Genomic DNA, 18,617 nt, shown 5'->3' with positions numbered 1-18,617 from the left:
GGGTGGGCACCGAAACCGTGCGGTCGGGGGTCTTCGACGAGGCCACCGAGCTGCGGCGCGAACAGCGCGGCTGGTATTTCTACGACTGGGCGTGCTCGGTCTACTCGACGAGCGTCCTCACCGTGTTCCTCGGTCCGTACCTCACGTCGGTCGCCGACCACGCGGCGGACGCCGACGGCTACGTCCACCCGCTGGGCATCCCCGTCCGGGCGGGCTCCTTCTTCGCCTACTCGGTCTCCCTGTCGGTGATCCTCGCGGTCGTCGTCATGCCCCTGGTGGGCAGCGCGGCCGACCGGACCGGCCGCAAGAAGCAGCTGCTCGGCGTGGCCGCGTACACCGGGGCCGCGGCGACGACGGGCATGTTCTTCCTGGCCGGCGACCGCTACCTGCTGGGCGGGCTGCTGCTGATCGTCGCGAACGCCGCCCAGTCCGTCGCCCTGATGCTCTACAACTCCTACCTCCCCCAGATCGCCCCGCCCGAGGAACGCGACACGGTCTCCGCCCGGGGCTGGGCCTTCGGCTACGTGGCGGGCTCACTGGTACTGATCGTCGACCTGGTCCTCTACTCCGCACACGACTCCTTCGGCCTCTCCGAGACCGAGGCGGTCCGGATCTGCCTGGCCGGGGCGGGTCTGTGGTGGGGCGCCTTCGCCCTCGTTCCGCTGCGGCGGCTGCGAGACCGGGGCGGCCGGGCGGCCGAGGCGACGGCGCCGGGGCTGCGTCAACTCGTGGCGACCGCCCGGGACATGCGCCGCCATCCGCTGACGCTCTCCTTCCTGCTTGCCTACCTCGTCTACAACGACGGCATCCAGACCGTGATCTCCCAGGCGTCCGTCTACGGCTCGGAGGAGCTCGGGCTCGGCCAGTCGACGCTCATCGGCGCCGTCCTGATGGTGCAGGTGCTGGCCGTGGCGGGGGCGCTGACGATGGGGCGGCTGGCCAGGACGTACGGGGCCAAGCGCACGATCCTGGGGTCGCTGGTGGCGTGGACGGTGACGCTGGCGGCCGGGTACTTCCTGCCGGCCGGGGCACCGGTGTGGTTCTTCGTCCTCGCGGGCGGCATCGGCCTGGTCCTCGGCGGCAGCCAGGCCCTGTCCCGCTCCCTGTTCTCCCATCTCGTGCCGCCCGGAAAAGAAGCCGAGTACTTCGCGGCGTACGAGATGAGCGATCGGGGGATGAGCTGGCTGGGACCGCTGTTGTTCGGGATCACCTACCAGCTGACCGGGAGCTACCGGTCGGCGATCATCTCGCTGGTGGCGTTCTTCGTCATCGGGTTCGCGCTGCTCGCGCGGGTGCCGGTGCGGCGGGCGATCGGCGAGGCCGGCAATCCGGTTCCGCAGAAGATCTAGCGGAAGATTTAGCGTTCAACGCGGAAGGGCGGTAGTGTACGCGTTTGGCCTGCCAGGCGTACCGTTACTGCGCGTCAAAGATGCCGAAACGGTGGGTGACATCTGATAGCAGATGTGACAAACCGGGCGCTGGTGGGTACAACAAGGGGCGGCTACGACGGCGACGCATGACCCTGAACGGGAATCTTTACCGCCGACCGGACGTTGACCGGATGACGACGACAGCGACACCTGTCCTGTGGGCGACAAGCCCGGGAGGCACGATTCATGAGTGAGCGAGCTCTTCGCGGTACGCGCCTCGTGGTGACCAGCTACGAGACGGACCGCGGTATCGACCTGGCCCCGCGCCAGGCCGTGGAGTACGCATGCGAGAAGGGGCACCGGTTCGAGATGCCCTTCTCGGTCGAGGCGGAGATCCCGCCGGAGTGGGAGTGCAAGGTCTGCGGGGCCCAGGCACTCCTCGTGGACGGCGACGGCCCTGAAGAGAAGAAGGCCAAGCCCGCGCGTACCCACTGGGACATGCTGATGGAGCGGCGCACCCGCGAGGAACTCGAAGAGGTCCTCGAGGAGCGTCTGGCGGTTCTGCGTTCCGGGGCGATGAACATCGCGATTCATCCCAGGGACAGCCGCAAGTCCGCATAGTTCCGTGTAGTTCCGTTTGTTTAACGGAAGCCGACACAACAACCGAGGGCGCCGTACGTTCTGTGACGTACGGCGCCCTCGGTTGTCGCGTTGTCCGGTGCCCACGGACTCCCTGCGGGCACCGGGTCGGAAGGAGACCGTCACCGCGTCAGCGGCGGCCGCTCCCCCGTCGGCTCGTCACCCGGCCGGGGGCCGTCGTTCCGGATCACCTCGCCCTGGACGACCTTTCCGTCCGGGCGATGCATGCGGGCCTGCTGGAAGGCGTCGCCCAGGGTGCCGGGTGCGGCGGAACGGAGCTTGCGGTCAAGGGTGCGCTCGGCGAAACGCGAGACCGCCTTCTGGACCGGGGGCAGCAGGAGCAGCAGGCCGAGGGCGTCGGAGACCAGGCCGGGGATCATGAGGAGCAGGCCGCCCAGCATCATCAGGCCGTTGCCGCCGCCGCGCTCCGGGGAGCCGCCGCGCTGGATCGCCTCGTTGAGACTGCGGAACGCACGCCGGCCGGCCCGCTTGATGACCACGGAACCGGCGACGAAGCCCGCCACCAGCAGCAGGAACACGGTCATGCCGCCCGCCGCGCCCGCGACCACCGTCAGCAGCCAGATCTCCAGCACCAGCCACACCGCGAGACCCAGCGGCAGGTATCTGCCGAGCCGGGAGCGACGGGGCCGGGTGGTGTACGGAGGGGTCTGCGCGCCAGTCGTCATGCACCCAGTGTGCCTGGGCCCGGCTCAGTGCGGCATAAGGGGATGATCAACCGGAACTGTGAGGTTCCCGGGCGTCCGCTAGGACGGCTTGCCCTTGCCGGTCATCCTGCCCACCCGCTCGGTGACGCCCCACGAGGTGACCCGCCACAGCGCCTCGACCAGGATGTCGCGGCTCATCTTGGAGTCGCCGAACTCCCGCTCGACGAAGGTGATGGGCACCTCGACGACCTGGTAGCCGGCCTTGACCGCGCGGCGGGCCAGGTCCACCTGGAAGCAGTAGCCCTGCGACGCGACCTCGTCGAGCCCGAGCCCCTCCAGGGCCTCGCGGCGGAAGGCGCGGTATCCGCCGGTGATGTCCCGCAGGGGGAGGTCGAGGGCGAGCCGGGAGTACAGGGAGCCGCCCCGGGAGATGAACTCACGGGACTTCGGCCAGTTGACCACCCGGCCGCCGGGCACCCAGCGGGAGCCGAGCACCAGGTCGGCGCCCTTCAGCGCGGTCAGCAGCCGGGGCAGCTCCTCCGGCTGGTGGGAGCCGTCCGCGTCCATCTCGACGAGCACGCCGTAGCCGTTGTCCATGCCCCAGCGGAAGCCCGCGAGGTAGGCGGCGCCGAGGCCTTCCTTGCCCTTGCGGTGCAGCACCTGGACGTGGTCGTCCTCGGCGGCCAGTTCGTCGGCGAGCTTGCCCGTGCCGTCGGGGCTGTTGTCGTCCGCCACCAGCACGTGCGCCTCGGGGACGGCCTGGCGCACCCGGCCGACGATGGACTTGATGTTCTCCGCCTCGTTGTACGTGGGAATGATCACCAAGGCCGTGCCGAGCGGGCCGAACCGCCTGCCCCGGGACTGTGCCGCAAGGGTTCCGTCGCCGTCGTTCACTGCTGCCCCTTCATGTCGTACGCAGGGGACCACCATAGTGGCCGCGGCCTGCACTGACGCGACGGCTCATTCGTATGGTGGTGTCGATTCCGCAAGAACGGGGTAAGGATGCCCGTTTCGGGTGGCGCCCATACGTGCGTTCGTCACTGTGTTCGCCCGCGGAGCCACTCTGTTCCCCTGCGGATGGGGGCCCGGCGCCCTTCGGGCCGACCTGGGACCCGCTGGCTGCGGGTCGACCGAAAGCCGTTGTCTACTGAGCTCCGGGCCCCACCCGGGTCACACCTCCCGACCGGCCGGAACGTTCCCTCGTCGGCGCGGGCGCTGAGCCTGGCTCCCAGTGACGGTGCCCCGGTGCGGCACACCGTCCCTGACCCAGCGGCGCTGCGACGAGGGCGCGAACTGCTCCCTGGTCGGGCGTCCGGTGGTGGACTCCGCCGAACCTACCGGCCCGCTGCCGCTGGCTGTCAACAGCCGTTTGACCTGCGGAAACGACCTCAAACCCCTGGTCAGCGCAGAGGATGCGCAGGTCGCGCGACGGGGCGGCGGCCGTCGATCACGGCCGCGCCACCCCGGGAGATCACTCGCCCGGCCGTACGAATGCGGGAGGTCACTCGCCCGGTCGTACGAACACGGTCCGGCCGCCCACCACGGTGCGCAGACAGACCGGCAGCTCGCGGCCCGGGGTCAGGTCGGGCAGGCCGGGGGTGCCGGAGCGCGGGTCGGTGGACCAGCGGGCGACCCGGTCGTCCGGTGCCTGCACCACCAGTTCGTCGGTGCGCCAGACCGCGTAGTCGGCGGGCGCCCCCGGCACCAGGACGCCCGCGTCGTCCCGGCCGATCGCGCGCCAGCCGCCGCGGGTGTGCGCGGTGAAGGCGGCGCGTACGGAGACCCGGTGCTCGGGCGTGTGGTGGAAGGCCGCGGCCCGGACGGTCCCCCAGGGGTCGAGCGGGGTGACGGGACTGTCGGAGCCGAAGGCGAGCGGGACCCCGGCCTTGAGGAGGGCGGCGAACGGGTTGAGGGTGCGGGCCCGCTCGGCGCCGAGCCGCTGGGCGTACATGCCCTCCGGGCCGCCCCACAGCGCGTCGAAGGCGGGCTGCACGGAGGCGATCAGGCCGAGTTCGGCGAAGCCGGCGATGTGCTCGGGCGTGAGCATCTCGGCGTGCTCGACGCGGTGCCGGGCAGCCCGTACCCGGGCCAGGCCGACCTTCTCGGCGGCGGCGCGCACGCCCTCCACGACGGCGGTCACGGCCGCGTCGCCGATGGCGTGGAAGCCGGCCTGCAGACCGGCCTCGGTGCAGGCGGCCACGTGGGCGGCGACGGCGTGCGCGTCCAGGTAGGCGGCCCCGGTGTGCACCTCGTCGGCGTACGGCTCGTGCAGGCAGGCGGTGTGGGAGCCGAGGGCGCCGTCGACGAACAGGTCTCCGGCCGCGCCGAGCGCGCCCAGCCGACGGGCCTTGGCGATGCCTTCGTCGGCCGCCTCGGCCCAGTAGCCGACGACGCGCGGTCCCGGCAGTTCGGCGGCGAGCCGCAGCAGCCCGGTGAAGTCGTCCTCGGAGGAGATCTTCGGCCCGCCGCACTCGTGCACGGTGCCGATGCCGAGCGAGGCCGCGTGCGCGAGGGCGGTGCGCTGGGCCTCCGCGCGCTGGGCGGACGTCACGGCCGCGAACGCGGCGGCGCGGACGGCGTGGTGGGCGTCGCTCGTCAGCGGGGCGTCCTCCCGGGGCACCGCGGCCGCGACCAGGTCCAGCAGGGCCGTGCTGACGACCGCCGAGTGGACGTCGATACGGGAGAGGTAGAGCGGACGGCCGCCGGTGGCCGCGTCCAGCTCGGCGCGCGCGGGCGGGCGGCCGTCGGCCCAGCGGGCGGCGTCCCAGCCGTGCCCGAGCAGCACCCGGTCGTCCGGGCGGGCAGCGGCGAAGTCCCTGACCAGCGCCAGCGCCGCGGCCAGCGAGGTGGCCCCGGACAGGTCGAGGCCGGTGAGCGCAAGGCCGGTGGAGGTGGTGTGGACGTGGGCGTCCGTGAAGGCGGGGGTGACCAGGGCCCCGTCCAGGTCGACGACCTCGTCGACCCCGTCCGCGAACGCGTCGGCGGCCCCCTCCGACCCGACCCAGGCGACCTGCCCCCGCTCCACGACCATCGCGGTCGCGAACGGATCGGCGGGACTGTGAACCTCTCCACGACGGAGAAGGACGGTCTGGGGCTCGGGGGCGCGCTCACTCATGGGGACCAGTCTCGCCCCTGGCGCCGATCACTCCGAAACGGGGGCGCCCTCAACGCGCCCCAAAGGGGCGCTGGGGCACCCCCGGCCGAAGGCCGGGGGAGGAACTGCGCGACCAGCCACGAACCACCTGCAGCCGACACGCGGAGCGTTTTTGCGGTCGCGACAGCTGCGGCGTCCGCCGTAGCTCAGATCTTCGGCGGCCGAGCCTCGTACGGTGTCGACAGCACCACCGTCGTCCGTGTCGAGACCCCCGCCAGGCTGCGCAGCCTGGCCAGCAGCTCCTCCAGTTCGTGCGGGGTCGCCACCCGCACCTTGAGGATGTAGTTCTCGTCGCCCGCCACGCTGTGGCACGCCTCGATCTCGGGGACGCCGGCCAGCCGGTCCGCGATGTCGTCGGGAGCGCTGGGGTCGAACGGTTTCACCGAGATGAACGCCGTCATCGGCAGCCCGACGGCCTCCGGGTCGACGACCGCGGCATAGCCGCGGATGACGCCACGCTGCTCCAGCCTGCGCACCCGCTGGTGCACGGCCGACGTGGACAGACCCGTGGCCTTGCCCAGGTCCGTGTAGCTCATCCGCCCGTCCTTGACGAGCAGCTGCACGATTTGACGGTCCAGCTCCTCCATGGCGCAAAAGCTACAGTGCGCCTGATCTCCACGGATAGCTCAGCGGCCCAGGTCATGGCCGGTTCGTGATGTCACGGAGCGTCGGCTGCGGGCCGCCCGACGGACAAATCCGCCGCAGCGGGCACCTGCGTACGGCATGTGACCAACGCCACAGCCCCCGAACAGGGTCCGTGATGCTCTCGTGATTACCGCCGAGAGCGGACGGGAAGTGCTTGCTGTGGTCGAGGCCGCAGCGCCGTAACGGCCCAGCCCGAGGGGGAGTTACCCATGCAGAGTCTTAAGCGCCCTGGTCGTTCCGTGTCCAAGCGCCCGCAGTTGGTGGTCGAGCCCGAACCGGAGGGCGTCGAACCCGACCTCTACGAGGCCGAGGAACCGGATGCCTACGACACCTTCGAGATGTTCCGGGTGATCTGCCCGGACTGTGCGCAGTCGATCGCGCTGCTGGCGGACGAGGAGTTCCTGCCGGAGCACGCGCTGTGCGCCTCGCCGTGGAACCCGTTCGGCCTCACGGTCTGTGCCGGCACGGGCCGCGCGGCGGACGACGTCCCGTCCGCGGACGAGTCGGCCGAGCCGCAGGAGCAGGACACCGCCCTCCTGCTCACCCTCCCGCAGGGTCTGAACTGGCGGACGCAGCCCTTCTCGCACGTCGGCGGTCCGGGCTCGCGCCCGATGCGCGTACCGGCGCTGCGCCCCGGCCACCAGGCCGTCCGTCAGGCTGCCTGAGTCACCGCACCGCGTCCCAGTAACTGCCCTGCACCATGGCGCGAAGACTCCCGTGGTGCAGGATCAGTGTGTCCGGATCCGCGGGGACGGCGGCCTCGCCGAAGTACACCTGCCGGTAGGCGATGCGCAGCATGACGATCGCGTGCCGCAGGGCGGCGTAGAGGGTGTAGAAGTCCATGTCCCGCGGGGTGTGGCCGGTCAGGCGGGCGTAGCGGGCCTCGACGCGGTCGCGGCGCAGGAATGCGGGCAGTCCCGGCTGTCCGGAGGCGGCCGTGAGGTCCTGGAAGAAGCGGTGCAGGTAGACGGTCCAGCCGAGGTCCACCTCGCGCGGGGCCACGGCCGCCATCTCCCAGTCGAGGACGGCGACGGGGTCGAACCCGTCGTACACGACGTTCCCGATCCGGGCGTCGCCCCAGTTGAGGACGGGTGTGCCGGGTTCGCGCGGCCACAGGTCGGCCAGCCGGTCGAAGGCGGCCTCGATCAGGGGTGAGCGGGCGAGTCCGTCCACCACCCAGTCGTAGTAGCGCCGTTGGGACTCGACATGCCGGTGCAGGGCGTCGCCGTCTCCTGGAGGGGCGAGGAACTGCGCCTCTTCGACGGGGACTTGGCTGTGCAGCCGGGCCAACAGGCCGACGGAGGCCCCTTCGAGGCGCTCGCGTTCGGTGTCGGTCGCCGCGTGCAGCCAGTTCCCCTCGTACGTGTAGGGCATGACGTCGGGCGGGACCCGTCCCTCGACGCGCTCCATCACGAAGAAGGGCGCGCCGAGCGGTCCGGGGTCCTCCTCCAGCCACAGGACGCGGGGCACGGGCAGGTCCGTGCGGTCGGCGACCAGCCGCATGGTGCGGTACTGGCGGGTGAGGTCGTACGACGGGAAGACCGTGTACGCCGACGGGTCCGCTGCCAGCCTCAACGCGCAGGCACGCAGTGGTGGTTCGGGGTGCTCGATCTCGAAGAGCAGGGTCTCGCTGGACATGCCGTTGGAGGCGGGGACCGTGACACCGGCGGCCTTGGCGCCGGGGAGCCGGGTGTCCAGCCAGGCGGTCAGCCGGCGCGCGAGGTCTTCCGGGTCGCGGGTGGTGGTGCGTGGACGCGGTTTCGTCGTCATCGCGGCCTCCTCCTTCAGGGCGCCACCGAGTCGAAGCCGGTGAAGCCGCTGGGATCGTGTCTGCCGAACGAGCCGTGCTCGAAGATGCCGTGGCCGAGCCGTCCGTCGAGGCGGAAGCGGGCGGAGTGGTCGGTGACGCCGTAGGCCGCGCGGGGGTGCGGCGCGGTCAGGTCGTAGGTACGGCGGTCCACCCATCCGCGGCCCTGCCAGGTGCCGTGCTGCCAGTCGTCCGCGGGCGGGTAGCCGGCGCCGACCGCGAGCGGCGACGAGGCGAGGATCTCCACCTCCAGTTCCTGGGGTTTGCGCGGGTCGCCGAGGTGGACGACGGCACGCTCGGGGTGGCGGGTGCCGGAGCGGTAGGCGATCTCGGTCCGCGGCCAGCCGAGTTGGCGGTCGCGGTCGCCCGGCCGGACCAGGGTGGCGTCGTTCAGCGTGCGGTGGCCGTCGGCGTCCTCCTGGGTGACGACCATCAGGAAGCTGTCCTCGAAGCGGACCGGGCACCAGATCCAGTGGAAGCCCTCGGTCGGGTTCTCCTCCGCGAGCCGCCCGGCCTCCTCGCCGGGGATCGGGCGGACGCCCCAACTGCGGTCCCGGGTGCCGGTCCAGCCGTCCGGGTCGACGCGGTACTCCTCGCCGCCGGCCCGGATCGCCCCGGACACTCCCCCGGCCTGCACGAACCTGCGGCCTTCGAGCGTCAGCCGGTCGCCCCGGCGCTGGAGATGGTGCGGCTCCCACAGGGCCGGGAAGCCGGCGGTCCAGGTGAGGTCGTACGAGAGCGCGTCGTCGTCGCAGGTCAGGCGGAAGCGCCGGAGCGGCTCCTCGACCTCGATGCGCAGCGGGCCGACCGCGAGCCGCATCCGGTCCTCACCCAGGGCGTCCGAGGCGCGGACCGCGTACAGGGTGTCCCCGGTGCGCAGGGTGGCGTAGGCGTCGATCACCCCGACGTTCGGGTAGACACCGAGGCCGAGGATGAGCAGGGCACGGCCGTCGTGGTCGAGGACGTGGAAGATGCAGCGGTCGTAGGCGTTCCGGTCCCCGGTGGCGACGTGCTTCATGGAGAGCGGGACCTGGTGCACGGGGTACTCGTCGAGCGGTACGGGACGGTCGTCGGCCATGGCAGGCCTCCCCGGAGGCTGGAGACGGTCCGGCTGACGGTACGTCAGAAAACGAGGGGAGGCCAGATCCGGGAGCGGACGTCCACGAACTCACGCACGATTCGGCGGATCGGTGACCAGGGCGGCCGCCCCCGCGTTGGCCGGGCATGACGACCACCCACACCGCTCTCGGCCGTCAGCGCCGGATCTTCGTGCCCCCGCCCGCGGCATCGCTGCCGCCGCCCGCGCCGCAGGATCCGCCCATCTACCGCGACCTGATGCGGACCTGGGCCGACCGGGGCCGCGCCCTGCCGGGCCGCCACGACCCGGAGTGGGTCAGGCTGGCGGCGCCGACGGTCACCCGCGGGCAGTTCAGCGGATTCAGCGACTTTCCGGCCCCGCCACGTGACGGGCGATGACCATCCGCTGGATCTGGTTGGTGCCCTCGACGATCTGCAGGACCTTGGCCTCGCGCATGTAGCGCTCGACCGGGAAGTCCGCGGTGTAGCCGTAGCCGCCGAGTATCTGGACGGCGTCGGTGGTGACCTTCATCGCGGTGTCGGTGCAGTGCAGCTTGGCCATGGCGGCCTGCTTGGCGAACGGCCGGCCGGCGTCGCGCAGCCGGGCCGCCGCGAGGTACAGGGCCCGGCCGGCCTCGATCTGGGTGGCCATGTCGGCGATCATGAAACGCAGGCCCTGGAAGTCGGCGATGGGGTGGCCGAACTGCCGCCGCCCGGTGGCGTAGCCGACCGCCTCGTCCAGGGCGGCCTGGGCCAGGCCGATCGCGCAGGCCGCGATGCCGAGCCGCCCGGAGTCCAGCGCGGAGAGGGCGATGGCGAAGCCCTGGCCCTCCTCGCCCAGGCGGCGGTCGTCGGCGACCCGGACGTCGTCGAAGTGGACCTGTGCGGTCGGTGAGCCCTTCATGCCCATCTTCTTCTCGGGCACCGCGCCGCCGAGTCCCTCGGCGTCGCCGGGGACCAGGAAGGCGGTGATCCCGTGCGAGCCCTCGGCGCCGGTGCGGGCCATGACCGTGTAGAAGTCGGCGACACCGCCGTGCGTGATCCAGGCCTTGGTGCCGTTGATCACCCAGGAGTCGCCGTCCCGGACGGCCCGGGTGCGCAGGGAGGCGGCGTCCGAACCGGAGGCCGGCTCGGAGAGGCAGTAGGCGCCGAGCAGGCCGCCGCCGAGCATCGCGGGCAGGTGCTCGACCTGCTGCTGCTTGGTGCCGTGGGCGGCGAGCGCGTAGCTCGCGAGGGTGTGCACGCTGACGCCGAGGCCGACGGTGAGACGGGCCGCGGCCAGTTCCTCCAGGACCTGGAGGTAGACCTCGTAGGGCTGGTCGCCGCCGCCGTACTCGGCGTCGTACGGCAGGCCGAGCAGGCCTGACTCGGAGAGCAGGGTGAAGACCTCGCGCGGGAAGCGCCCGGCGTCCTCCTCCTCGGCCGCCTTCGGCGCGATCTCACGCCGGGCGATCTCCCGGACCAGCGCGAGCAGGTCCCTCGCCTCGTCCGTGGGCAGTTGACGCTCCACCGGCTGCGGGTCGCGGTCGGACATGGCGTCGGTCTCCTCCCTGTCGGGCAACGGCGGCCACAGCCCGTGGGATAGGGGCGGCTCCGCCTCTCGTGCGAGTGCGGCCGAGGTCGGCGTTCCGGGTCTCGGAAGCTGCTGACCTGCGGCTGCGCAGTGAGTATGCCCGATCGGGGACCTCCCGTCACCAGTTAACGACCGCTTACTTCAGGAAATCCAGGCCAACATCCGCAACCCACGAAATTGGTCCGAACCATTGACCCGACTGGTCTAGTCCTCCTAGGGTTCATGACCAACGCTTTACCGCGTTCATGCCAATCGGCGCGCGTTCCCCTCTCCCCCAGGAGGAGACACCCGATGCACACCACTCACCGCTCCCGGTTCCGGGCGCTGCTCTCCGCGGCCTGTTGTGCCGTCCTCGGCGCCGGGCTGCTGGCCGGCGCGGGCACCGCGTCCGCGGCCGCCCGGTCCGCCCCGTCCGCTCCCCAGGTGCAGGCCGGCTCCAAGGTCGTCGGCTACTTCACGGAATGGGGCACCTACGACCGCAAGTACCTGGTCAAGAACGTCGAGACCTCCGGCTCGGCCGCGAAGCTCACCCACATCAACTACGCCTTCGGCAACGTCACCGGCGGCAAGTGCGCGATGGGCGACTCGTACGCGGCGACCGACCGGACCTACACCGCCGCCGAGTCCGTGGACGGCGTGGCGGACACCTGGGACCAGCCGTTGCGCGGCAACTTCAACCAGCTGCTGAAGCTGAAGAAGAAGCACCCGAACCTCAAGATCCTCTGGTCCTTCGGCGGCTGGACCTGGTCGAGCGGCTTCGGCGAGGCGGCCAAGAACCCGACCGCGTTCGCCCAGTCCTGCTACGACCTGGTCAAGAACTCCAAGTGGGCCGGTGTCTTCGACGGCATCGACATCGACTGGGAGTACCCGAACGCCTGCGGCAACACCTGCGACACCAGCGGCCGGGACGCGTTCCGGAACGTGATGGCGGCGCTGCGGGCGAAGTTCGGCAGCAGCTCGCTCGTCACGGCGGCGATCACCGCCGACGCCACCAGCGGCGGCAAGATCGACGCGGCCGACTACGCGGGCGCGGCGCAGTACGTCGACTGGTACAACCCGATGACGTACGACTACTTCGGCGCCTGGGCCGCGACCGGCCCGACGGCCCCGCACTCGCCGCTGAACTCGTACTCGGGCATCCCGACGGCGAACTTCTACACGTCGGCGACCATCGCCAAGCTCAGGGGCCTCGGCATCCCGGCCGCCAAGCTGCTGCTCGGCATCGGCTTCTACGGCCGCGGCTGGACCGGCGTCACCCAGGCGGCGCCCGGCGGCTCGGCGACCGGTCCGGCGGCGGGCACGTACGAGGCGGGCATCGACGACTACAAGGTGCTCAAGACCAAGTGCCCGGCGACCGGCACGGTGGGCGGCACGGCGTACGCCAAGTGCGGCAGCGACTGGTGGAGCTACGACACCCCGGCGACCATCGCGACCAAGATGACCTACAAGAACCAGCAGGGACTGGGCGGCACCTTCTTCTGGGAGCTGAGCGGCGACACCGGCAACGGGGAGCTGATCAAGGCCATCAACTGACCCCGGCCACGGGGGCCCGGGGCGGGGGAACCACGAGCCCTCCGCCCCACCGTCCGGTCCGGCGCGACAGCGCGGCGGACCGGCCCCGGTGCATCAGGCGTCCCGGCGGGCCGGGGCCGGGGCACGGTAGGACGGGTCCAGTTCCTCGATGGCGCGCAGGGTGCCGCCGAGCGTCTTGACCAGCAGCTCGCACATGGTCTCGCGGGTGAGTTCGGGCCGGTCGATCCAGTCGAGGGTGGCGCCCTCCACGCTGCACAGCCAGGCGAGCAGGCCGACCCTGGCGAGCGGGGCGATGTCGGTGCGGCCGTAGGCGCCCTCGGCGATGGTCGCGACGATCGCCGCGCGCACCCCGTCCCGGATGGCGTGCACCTCGGTGTCGAAGCCGACTCCGCCGCTGACGATCGTGCGGTACGCGGCCTGGTGGTGCTCGGCGTAGCGCAGGTAGCTGTCGATGGTCCGGTGGACGCGGTCCACCTGGGGCAGCTCCAGGCCGCTCGCGGCATAGGTGACCAGGTCGGCGACGGAGTCCTGGATGATCGCCAGGTAGTAGCCGCGCTTTGACTGGAAGTAGTAGTAGATCAGCCCTTTGGCGACATGCGCCTGCTTGGCGATGTCGTCCATGGAGAGCGCGTCGTACGAGGTGTCGGCGAACAACTTCCGCCCGATGGCGATGAGTTCGGCGCGACGAGCCACGGAACGCTCGGTGCCGCGCGCCCGGGGACGGGCGGCGGCACGTTGTTGACTGATATTCAATTTCGACCCTGGTCTCAACGGGCTGCGGGACATCCGCAGTATGTCAGTTCAGGTCACAGCAGACCGAGTTGAGTGACCAACATGGCGACGACCACGACAAGAGTCCAGCCCATGACGTGTTCCAGAACCTTCGGGCCGTCGTCCTTGGGGCCGCCGGTACGGGCGCGGGCGGCGGTGGCGGAATGCGTGGTCATGACGTCCACCATGCCATTGATTGCGGCTTTTGCGGCGGAGAGCTTGGTCACAGCACGACTGCGGCCCCGGAGATCTCCGGGGCCGCAGTCGTGCCCGGTCAGCGCACGCCGACCGCGTCGAGCGCCTTGAGCTGGGCCGCGGTCGGAGCGGCCGGGAAGTACAGGTAGCAGACGCCTCCGGTGCCGGAGGCGACCTTGCCACTGGCGTTGTACCGCTTGGTCCGCAGCCAGATGTTCTCGAACTCCCGGCGCAGATAGACCCGCCGGACCGCGTCGTCGTCGGCCGAGCACGGGTCGTTGGCGATCACGTCGCCGTCCGCGGTGAAGCCGATCACGGTCATCAGGTGCCCGGAGGTGCCGTAACCGGCGCCCGTCAGCTCCGCCGCGAGGAACGACTGTGACGTTATGGCCGGGATGCCGGCCGCGATCAGGGTCTCCAGGTCGGTGAGCGAGGCCAGTCGCGTTATCACGCCCTGGAGGTCCTGGTACGTCGACGCGTAGGCGGCGTTGAACGGCCAGTTGCCGCAGCCCCCGTACTGGTAGTCGTAGGTGTAGCGGGCCGCGTAGCAGACCTGCGGGTCGGTGAAGGACGGGTCGACCCAGGCCAGCTGTGCGGCGGTGGGCCGGGCGCCCCAGTACTCGACGATCATCTGCGAGGAGGTGGGGCTGCACCAGGCCTCGCCGCCGTTGTCGTACTCGGGGTACTGGCCCTTGTGGATCTCCTGCGAGTAGCGCGGGACCCTGAGTTCCTGGGCCAGGCCCGGGGTGGAGGCCGGGACGGTGAAGCGGTCCGGGATGTCGGAGCCCATGGCGCCGAGCCGCCAGACGGTCGGGGTGAGCTTGGTGCCCGGCTTGCGGTAGAGGGTCAGGCGCAGCTGGTACGAAGTGAGGCGCAGGCCGGTCGTCGCGTCGTCGACGGCGAAGGTGTCGGTCCAGATGGTGCTCTTGCCGTCGGTCTGGCCGTCCACCGAAGTCCGCTTGACGTCCTGGTCGCCTGCCGCCCAGCGGCCCATGACGTACCAGGGGGTCGCGGTGCCGTCGGAGTAGGTGCCGTGCAGTTCGACCTGGATCCAGGTGCCGGCCGGGGTGTCCGCGTTCCAGGAGGCGATGGTCTCGGTGGCGGGGACGGCGAGCTGGTGCACCGGACCGGTCCAGGTGGCGTACTCCCAGGTGGCCGTGGTGCCGGTGTGGGGGTCGGTGTACGAGGTGGTGCCGGCCGGGGTGCCGATCACCACGCCGGGCCGGTCACCGGCGACCGCTCCGGCACCCTTGGCGGTGCCGGACTTCCAGTCGCTGTAGGTCGTCCAGGAGCGGTAGTCGATCGGGCGGGTCCCGTCCCGGCCGTGGTGGCCGGGACGGCCGTGCCCGGCCCGGCGGGTCTCGGTCCGGGCGGTGTCGTCGGCGTCGGTCTCCGGCGCGGCGACCGCGGGTACCGCGGGGACGACGCCCTGGGCCACGGCCGCCGCCGCGACGGAGGCGGCGGCTGCCAGAACGGTTCTGCGGGACGGCTGTTCGGCTCTGCTCATGGGTGGAGGACCCCCAGGTGTGCGCGACACGGCTGATCCGGAGCAAGGTCTGTGCGCCAACTATGGGGCAGGCGCCATGCCCCTGCCAGCACTTCCGCCCATGCCACGCCCACCAATATTGGTCTCGTCCGCTGAAAGGGCCCCGGCGCGGTCGCCGGAGCCCCTTCAGCGGTCATCGTCGCCCTCGCCGGCTCAGATGAGGTCCATCGCGGCGACCTCGTCGGGGCGGCCGTAGCTGACCGGGCCCTGGAAGCGGCGGCGGGCGGTGGCGAACCACCAGACCGTGGCCACGGCCAGGACGACGGCCAGTGCGATCGGCGCGTAGTTGAAGGAGTCGACGGTGATCGGCGAGGCCTGCGGCAGCATGAACAGGATGCTGCTGAGCAGGGTCCAGACCACCGCCAGCCAGCCGACCGGCCTGCTCCAGCGGCCCAGGTTCCACGGCCCCGGCTGGAATGCGTCGCCCAGGCGCAGCCGCAGGAACACCGGCACGGCGTAGGCGAGGAACAGGCCGACGACGTTGACGCTGACGATCGCGGTGAACGCCGTGTGCGACCACCAGCCGGGCACCACCAGGGCGACCGAGCAGGCCACCGCGAGCCAGACGGCCTTGACGGGGGTCCGGGTGCGGGGCGAGACCGAGTGCCACAGGCGGGAGCCGGGCATGGCGCCGTCCCGGGAGAAGGCGAAGATCTGGCGGGTGTTGCTGGTGAGGTTGGCGAGGCCGCAGAAGAGCATGGCGCCGATGACGACGAGCAGCATGACCTTGGCCCAGCCCATGCCGAGTCCGTCGATGAGGATCTGGACAGGCGGCGCGGAGGAGCCCGCCACCTTGGCGTAGTCGCCGATGCTGTACACCAGGGCGAGCATCAGGACCAGGCCGGTGATCGCCGAATAGCCGATGGACCGGATGATCCCTCTGGGGGCGTTGACGGTCGCCTGGACGGTTTCCTCGGACATGTGGAAGCTGCCGTCGAAGCCGGTGAAGGTCCAGCTGGTGACCAGCAGCCCGAGCAGGCCGCCGTAGAGGCCGTTGGTGAAGCCGGTGTTGTTCACGAAATGGGTCACGAAGGACGCCGACCGGTGGTGGTCCGGCATCACGATCAGTGTGCTCACGATCACCACGAGTCCGATCAGCAGCCACCAGACGGAAATCCGGTTCAGTACGGCGACCAGCTGCACGGTGTAGGTGTTGGCGAGCCCCTGGACCACGATGATCAGGGCCGTGATCAGGACCGTCTGGTGGGCGGTCGGCGTGTACGAGGGCCACTGCAGGGCGACGAAGGCCTGGATGAAGGTGGCGGCCGCATAGCCGGTGGCCGCGGTGCCGCCGATCTGGCCCACGAAGTTCAGCCAGCCCGTGTACCAGGACCAGGCGCCCTTGTGCCGTTTGGCGAGTTTGCCGGCGGAGAAATACAGGGCGCCGCTCGTCGGATAGGCGGAGGCGACTTCCGCCATCGCGGCGCCGATGCACAGCACCATCACGCAGACGCCGATCCAGCCGAACACGAGAATGCGGGGGCCACCCGCGTTCATACCGAATCCGAAGGACGAGAAGATCCCGGAGAGAATATTGATGATGGTGAAGGAGATCGCGAAATTGTCGAAGGCCTGGAATCGGCGGGTGAGTTTCCGCGGATAACCCATCGCGTGCAGGGTCGCGTCGTCGTCCGGCGTGACGGGGTCCGCTGTGCTTTCTGACACGTGCCGGCCTTTCTCTCGGAATCTAGGAGGGGATGGGCAGGCCGCAGGCGCGGCGGGCCCGGGAGAGCTGGTCGGCCGGTTCGCCGAAGACGCTCCAGGGCATGCGGGAGGCGTACGGCCCCATGGCCGTGAAGACCGCCCGCGCCTCGAACGCGCACCGGGCCATGACCAGCGCGTGCGCGAGGTAGGCGAGGTCGAGCACCGGGGTGAAGCGGTATCCGGCGACCGTGGGCAGCCAGTTGTGGTAGACCGACAACGCGGTGCTGCGCCACTGGGGCTGTTCCCAGACCCGCTCGGCGAGCAGCTGGGTGGGGTTGTGGCTCTCCACCAGCGCGACCAGCGGCAGCAGCCGCAGCGCGGAGTCGGCGGGGGCCCGCTGGGCGAGGAAGGCGGCGACGTCCCAGGCCGCGTTGACCGAGCCGCCGTACCGGGTGAAGAAGAAGGACAGGAAGCGGTGGTGGGCCTCGCGGTGCCAGGGGTCGAGGCCGAGGGTGTGCGCGAACAGCCGCCAGGGGCCGGACGGGGAGGTCAGCAGGCCGCCCGGGGCCGGGTCGTGCGGGCGGTGCAACCGGGCCATGGCCAGCTTGGCGGCCCAGGGCGTGGGGTCGGCGGGGTTCGTGGCGCTGGCCCGGTCGCAGGCGGCGAGGGCGATCCGCTCCAGCGCCTCGGCCCGCTCGTCACGGGCGTCGGCCGCCCGGATCGCGCGCTGTACGGCCACCCGGGCCCACATCAGCGCGGACTCGGGACCCGGTTCCTCGGCCAGCCACCGTTCCACCAGATCGGTACCGGCCGCCTCGGAGGCGAGGACCAGGGAACGGTGCGCACGCAGGGCGAAGTCGGCACGCGTCTCGGCCAGCGCCTCGCGGGCGCTCAGATATCTTCCGGCGCGCACGTCCACGCATACGCTCGCGAGCAAGCGGTCGTCGGCCGCCGGATGCCATACGTAGTGCCCCTCGAATAACTCCGCGGCCATCTTCCCCTGTCCGTCCCCGTCCGACGCGTGCACCAGGCACCTTACTCAGGGCCGGGCACACCGGAAACGCACGAGATCGACATATCGGTCAGCCGGTCGGAAATATTGGCGGCCACGGTGGAGAACGGCTCGAAACTGGTTCAAGCCGATACTTTCGCGGGGCCGTAAACACCCGCTATGCGCCGCACTACTAGAATGTTTCCGGAAAACACCCCACCCGCAGCACACCTCGGGAACGGCCATTCACCAGCTCGCCTCCGCACTCCGGGCCCTGCCCCCCTCCTGCGGCCCGGTCCGCCTCGTCGGCGTCGACGGACACGCCGGGTCCGGCAAGACCACGTTCACCGGCCGGCTCGCCACGGCCCTGGACGGGGCGCCGGTGCTGCACCTCGACGACATCGCCAGCCACGAGGAGTTGTTCGCCTGGACCGGCCGGCTGCTGACCCAGGTGATCGAGCCGCTCGGGCAGGGCCGGACGGCGCAGTACTCCCCCTACGACTGGCACACCCGCCGCTTCGGCCCGCCCCGCCCGCTGGAGCCGGCCCCAGTGATCCTCGTCGAGGGCGTCGGCGCCGGCCGCCGGGCACTGCGCCCCTTCCTGGCGGGGCTGCTGTGGATGGAGCTGCCGCACGAGGAGGCCTGGACGCGGGGCAGGGCGCGGGACGGCGCGGAACAACGGGACTTCTGGGCCCGGTGGGTCGCGGCGGAACGCGAACACTTCTGCGAAGACCCCTCAAGGCCGTACGCCGACCTGCTGGTGACACAGTCACATAAGGGATATGAGGTACTGCCGGGGCCTGCGGAAACACTTGGACCGGACCAGTTCATCACCCACCGTGACGGACCGTCCGCTGTGTGCTGAACTTGTGAAGACGCGCCTCCAGGAAGTTGCCCGAGTACCTCAACTCGGCTTGACCGGGGGGCCGTACAGGACTTACGTTCTGGATGAGCGGCCGTTCGAGGCCGCCCTGCAGACGCGAAGCCCCCGGTTGTTCCCCCGTGAT

18 protein-coding genes are annotated in these 18,617 nt (G+C 71.0%); 6 read left to right on the top strand and 12 right to left on the bottom strand.

Annotation, left to right across the window (positions count from 1 at the left end; translation table 11 throughout):
* Positions 1 to 2 precede the first annotated feature (2 nt).
* Positions 3 to 1,349, top strand: coding sequence for an MFS transporter (locus tag ACIQVL_RS25040; protein WP_403476383.1), 1,347 nt, complete (start codon positions 3 to 5; stop codon positions 1,347 to 1,349).
* A gap of 267 nt (positions 1,350 to 1,616) precedes the next feature.
* On the top strand, positions 1,617 to 1,991 hold the full coding sequence (locus tag ACIQVL_RS25035) for an RNA polymerase-binding protein RbpA (protein WP_010046329.1): 375 nt from the start codon (positions 1,617 to 1,619) through the stop codon (positions 1,989 to 1,991).
* 140 nt (positions 1,992 to 2,131) lie between these two features.
* On the opposite strand, the gene fxsA is transcribed toward ACIQVL_RS25035, so the two are convergent.
* The 4 genes from fxsA to ACIQVL_RS25015 all read right to left on the bottom strand — a co-directional run bounded on the left by fxsA (position 2,132) and on the right by ACIQVL_RS25015 (position 6,415).
* Positions 2,132 to 2,695, bottom strand: a complete 564-nt coding sequence (gene fxsA, locus ACIQVL_RS25030; protein WP_403429740.1) for an FxsA family membrane protein — start codon at positions 2,693 to 2,695, stop codon at positions 2,132 to 2,134.
* Between the two features lie 78 nt (positions 2,696 to 2,773).
* Complete coding sequence (locus tag ACIQVL_RS25025; RefSeq protein ID WP_403429738.1) at positions 2,774 to 3,568, bottom strand: polyprenol monophosphomannose synthase; 795 nt, start codon at positions 3,566 to 3,568, stop codon at positions 2,774 to 2,776.
* Between the two features lie 607 nt (positions 3,569 to 4,175).
* Positions 4,176 to 5,789, bottom strand: coding sequence for an amidohydrolase (locus ACIQVL_RS25020; protein WP_403476382.1), 1,614 nt, complete (start codon positions 5,787 to 5,789; stop codon positions 4,176 to 4,178).
* 185 nt (positions 5,790 to 5,974) lie between these two features.
* Complete coding sequence (locus ACIQVL_RS25015; protein WP_066997022.1) at positions 5,975 to 6,415, bottom strand: Lrp/AsnC family transcriptional regulator; 441 nt, start codon at positions 6,413 to 6,415, stop codon at positions 5,975 to 5,977.
* Between the two features lie 267 nt (positions 6,416 to 6,682).
* On the opposite strand from ACIQVL_RS25015, the gene ACIQVL_RS25010 reads away from it, so the two are divergent.
* On the top strand, positions 6,683 to 7,138 hold the full coding sequence (locus ACIQVL_RS25010; protein ID WP_403476381.1) for a hypothetical protein: 456 nt from the start codon (positions 6,683 to 6,685) through the stop codon (positions 7,136 to 7,138).
* 1 nt (position 7,139) lies between these two features.
* Here the strand turns inward: ACIQVL_RS25010 and ACIQVL_RS25005 are convergent, their stop codons facing one another.
* Both ACIQVL_RS25005 and ACIQVL_RS25000 read right to left on the bottom strand, forming a co-directional pair.
* The gene (locus ACIQVL_RS25005; protein ID WP_403429734.1) at positions 7,140 to 8,243 is read right to left on the bottom strand and encodes a phosphotransferase family protein; all 1,104 of its coding nucleotides are present in this window, start codon (positions 8,241 to 8,243) and stop codon (positions 7,140 to 7,142) included.
* Between the two features lie 14 nt (positions 8,244 to 8,257).
* Entirely contained in the window at positions 8,258 to 9,358 is a 1,101-nt protein-coding gene (locus tag ACIQVL_RS25000) for a hypothetical protein (RefSeq protein WP_403476380.1), read from the bottom strand.
* Between the two features lie 146 nt (positions 9,359 to 9,504).
* Between ACIQVL_RS25000 and ACIQVL_RS24995 the strand changes: the two genes are divergently transcribed.
* Complete coding sequence (locus ACIQVL_RS24995) at positions 9,505 to 9,756, top strand: hypothetical protein (RefSeq protein WP_403429731.1); 252 nt, start codon at positions 9,505 to 9,507, stop codon at positions 9,754 to 9,756.
* On the opposite strand, the gene ACIQVL_RS24990 is transcribed toward ACIQVL_RS24995, so the two are convergent.
* A complete protein-coding gene (locus tag ACIQVL_RS24990; RefSeq protein WP_403476379.1) occupies positions 9,719 to 10,891 on the bottom strand; it encodes an acyl-CoA dehydrogenase family protein in 1,173 nt (390 codons plus the stop codon). The genes ACIQVL_RS24995 and ACIQVL_RS24990 overlap by 38 nt on opposite strands.
* Positions 10,892 to 11,221: 330 nt before the next feature.
* Here ACIQVL_RS24990 and ACIQVL_RS24985 point away from each other — a divergent pair, with 330 nt between their 5' ends.
* On the top strand, positions 11,222 to 12,463 hold the full coding sequence (locus tag ACIQVL_RS24985; RefSeq protein WP_403429728.1) for a glycoside hydrolase family 18 protein: 1,242 nt from the start codon (positions 11,222 to 11,224) through the stop codon (positions 12,461 to 12,463).
* A 93-nt stretch (positions 12,464 to 12,556) separates the two neighbouring features.
* On the opposite strand, the gene ACIQVL_RS24980 is transcribed toward ACIQVL_RS24985, so the two are convergent.
* From ACIQVL_RS24980 to ACIQVL_RS24960, 5 genes are all read right to left on the bottom strand, one after another.
* On the bottom strand, positions 12,557 to 13,216 hold the full coding sequence (locus ACIQVL_RS24980; protein ID WP_403429726.1) for a TetR/AcrR family transcriptional regulator: 660 nt from the start codon (positions 13,214 to 13,216) through the stop codon (positions 12,557 to 12,559).
* Between the two features lie 53 nt (positions 13,217 to 13,269).
* Complete coding sequence (locus tag ACIQVL_RS24975) at positions 13,270 to 13,410, bottom strand: SCO1431 family membrane protein (protein ID WP_343236213.1); 141 nt, start codon at positions 13,408 to 13,410, stop codon at positions 13,270 to 13,272.
* A gap of 98 nt (positions 13,411 to 13,508) precedes the next feature.
* Entirely contained in the window at positions 13,509 to 14,936 is a 1,428-nt protein-coding gene (locus ACIQVL_RS24970; protein ID WP_403429724.1) for a peptidase C39 family protein, read from the bottom strand.
* Positions 14,937 to 15,128: 192 nt separating this feature from the next.
* On the bottom strand, positions 15,129 to 16,583 hold the full coding sequence (locus tag ACIQVL_RS24965) for an amino acid permease (RefSeq protein ID WP_403476405.1): 1,455 nt from the start codon (positions 16,581 to 16,583) through the stop codon (positions 15,129 to 15,131).
* Positions 16,584 to 16,662: 79 nt separating this feature from the next.
* The gene (locus tag ACIQVL_RS24960; protein ID WP_403429823.1) at positions 16,663 to 17,613 is read right to left on the bottom strand and encodes a hypothetical protein; all 951 of its coding nucleotides are present in this window, start codon (positions 17,611 to 17,613) and stop codon (positions 16,663 to 16,665) included.
* A 241-nt stretch (positions 17,614 to 17,854) separates the two neighbouring features.
* On the opposite strand from ACIQVL_RS24960, the gene ACIQVL_RS24955 reads away from it, so the two are divergent.
* A complete protein-coding gene (locus ACIQVL_RS24955; protein ID WP_403429821.1) occupies positions 17,855 to 18,475 on the top strand; it encodes a uridine kinase in 621 nt (206 codons plus the stop codon).
* Positions 18,476 to 18,617: the final 142 nt, after the last annotated feature.

It is taken from the genome of Streptomyces sp. NPDC090499 (genome assembly GCF_044769305.1).
In the GTDB taxonomy this organism is placed as follows: domain Bacteria; phylum Actinomycetota; class Actinomycetes; order Streptomycetales; family Streptomycetaceae; genus Streptomyces.
Note: the sequence above shows the minus strand (reverse complement) of the source record. Positions and strands in the feature narration are given on the sequence as shown.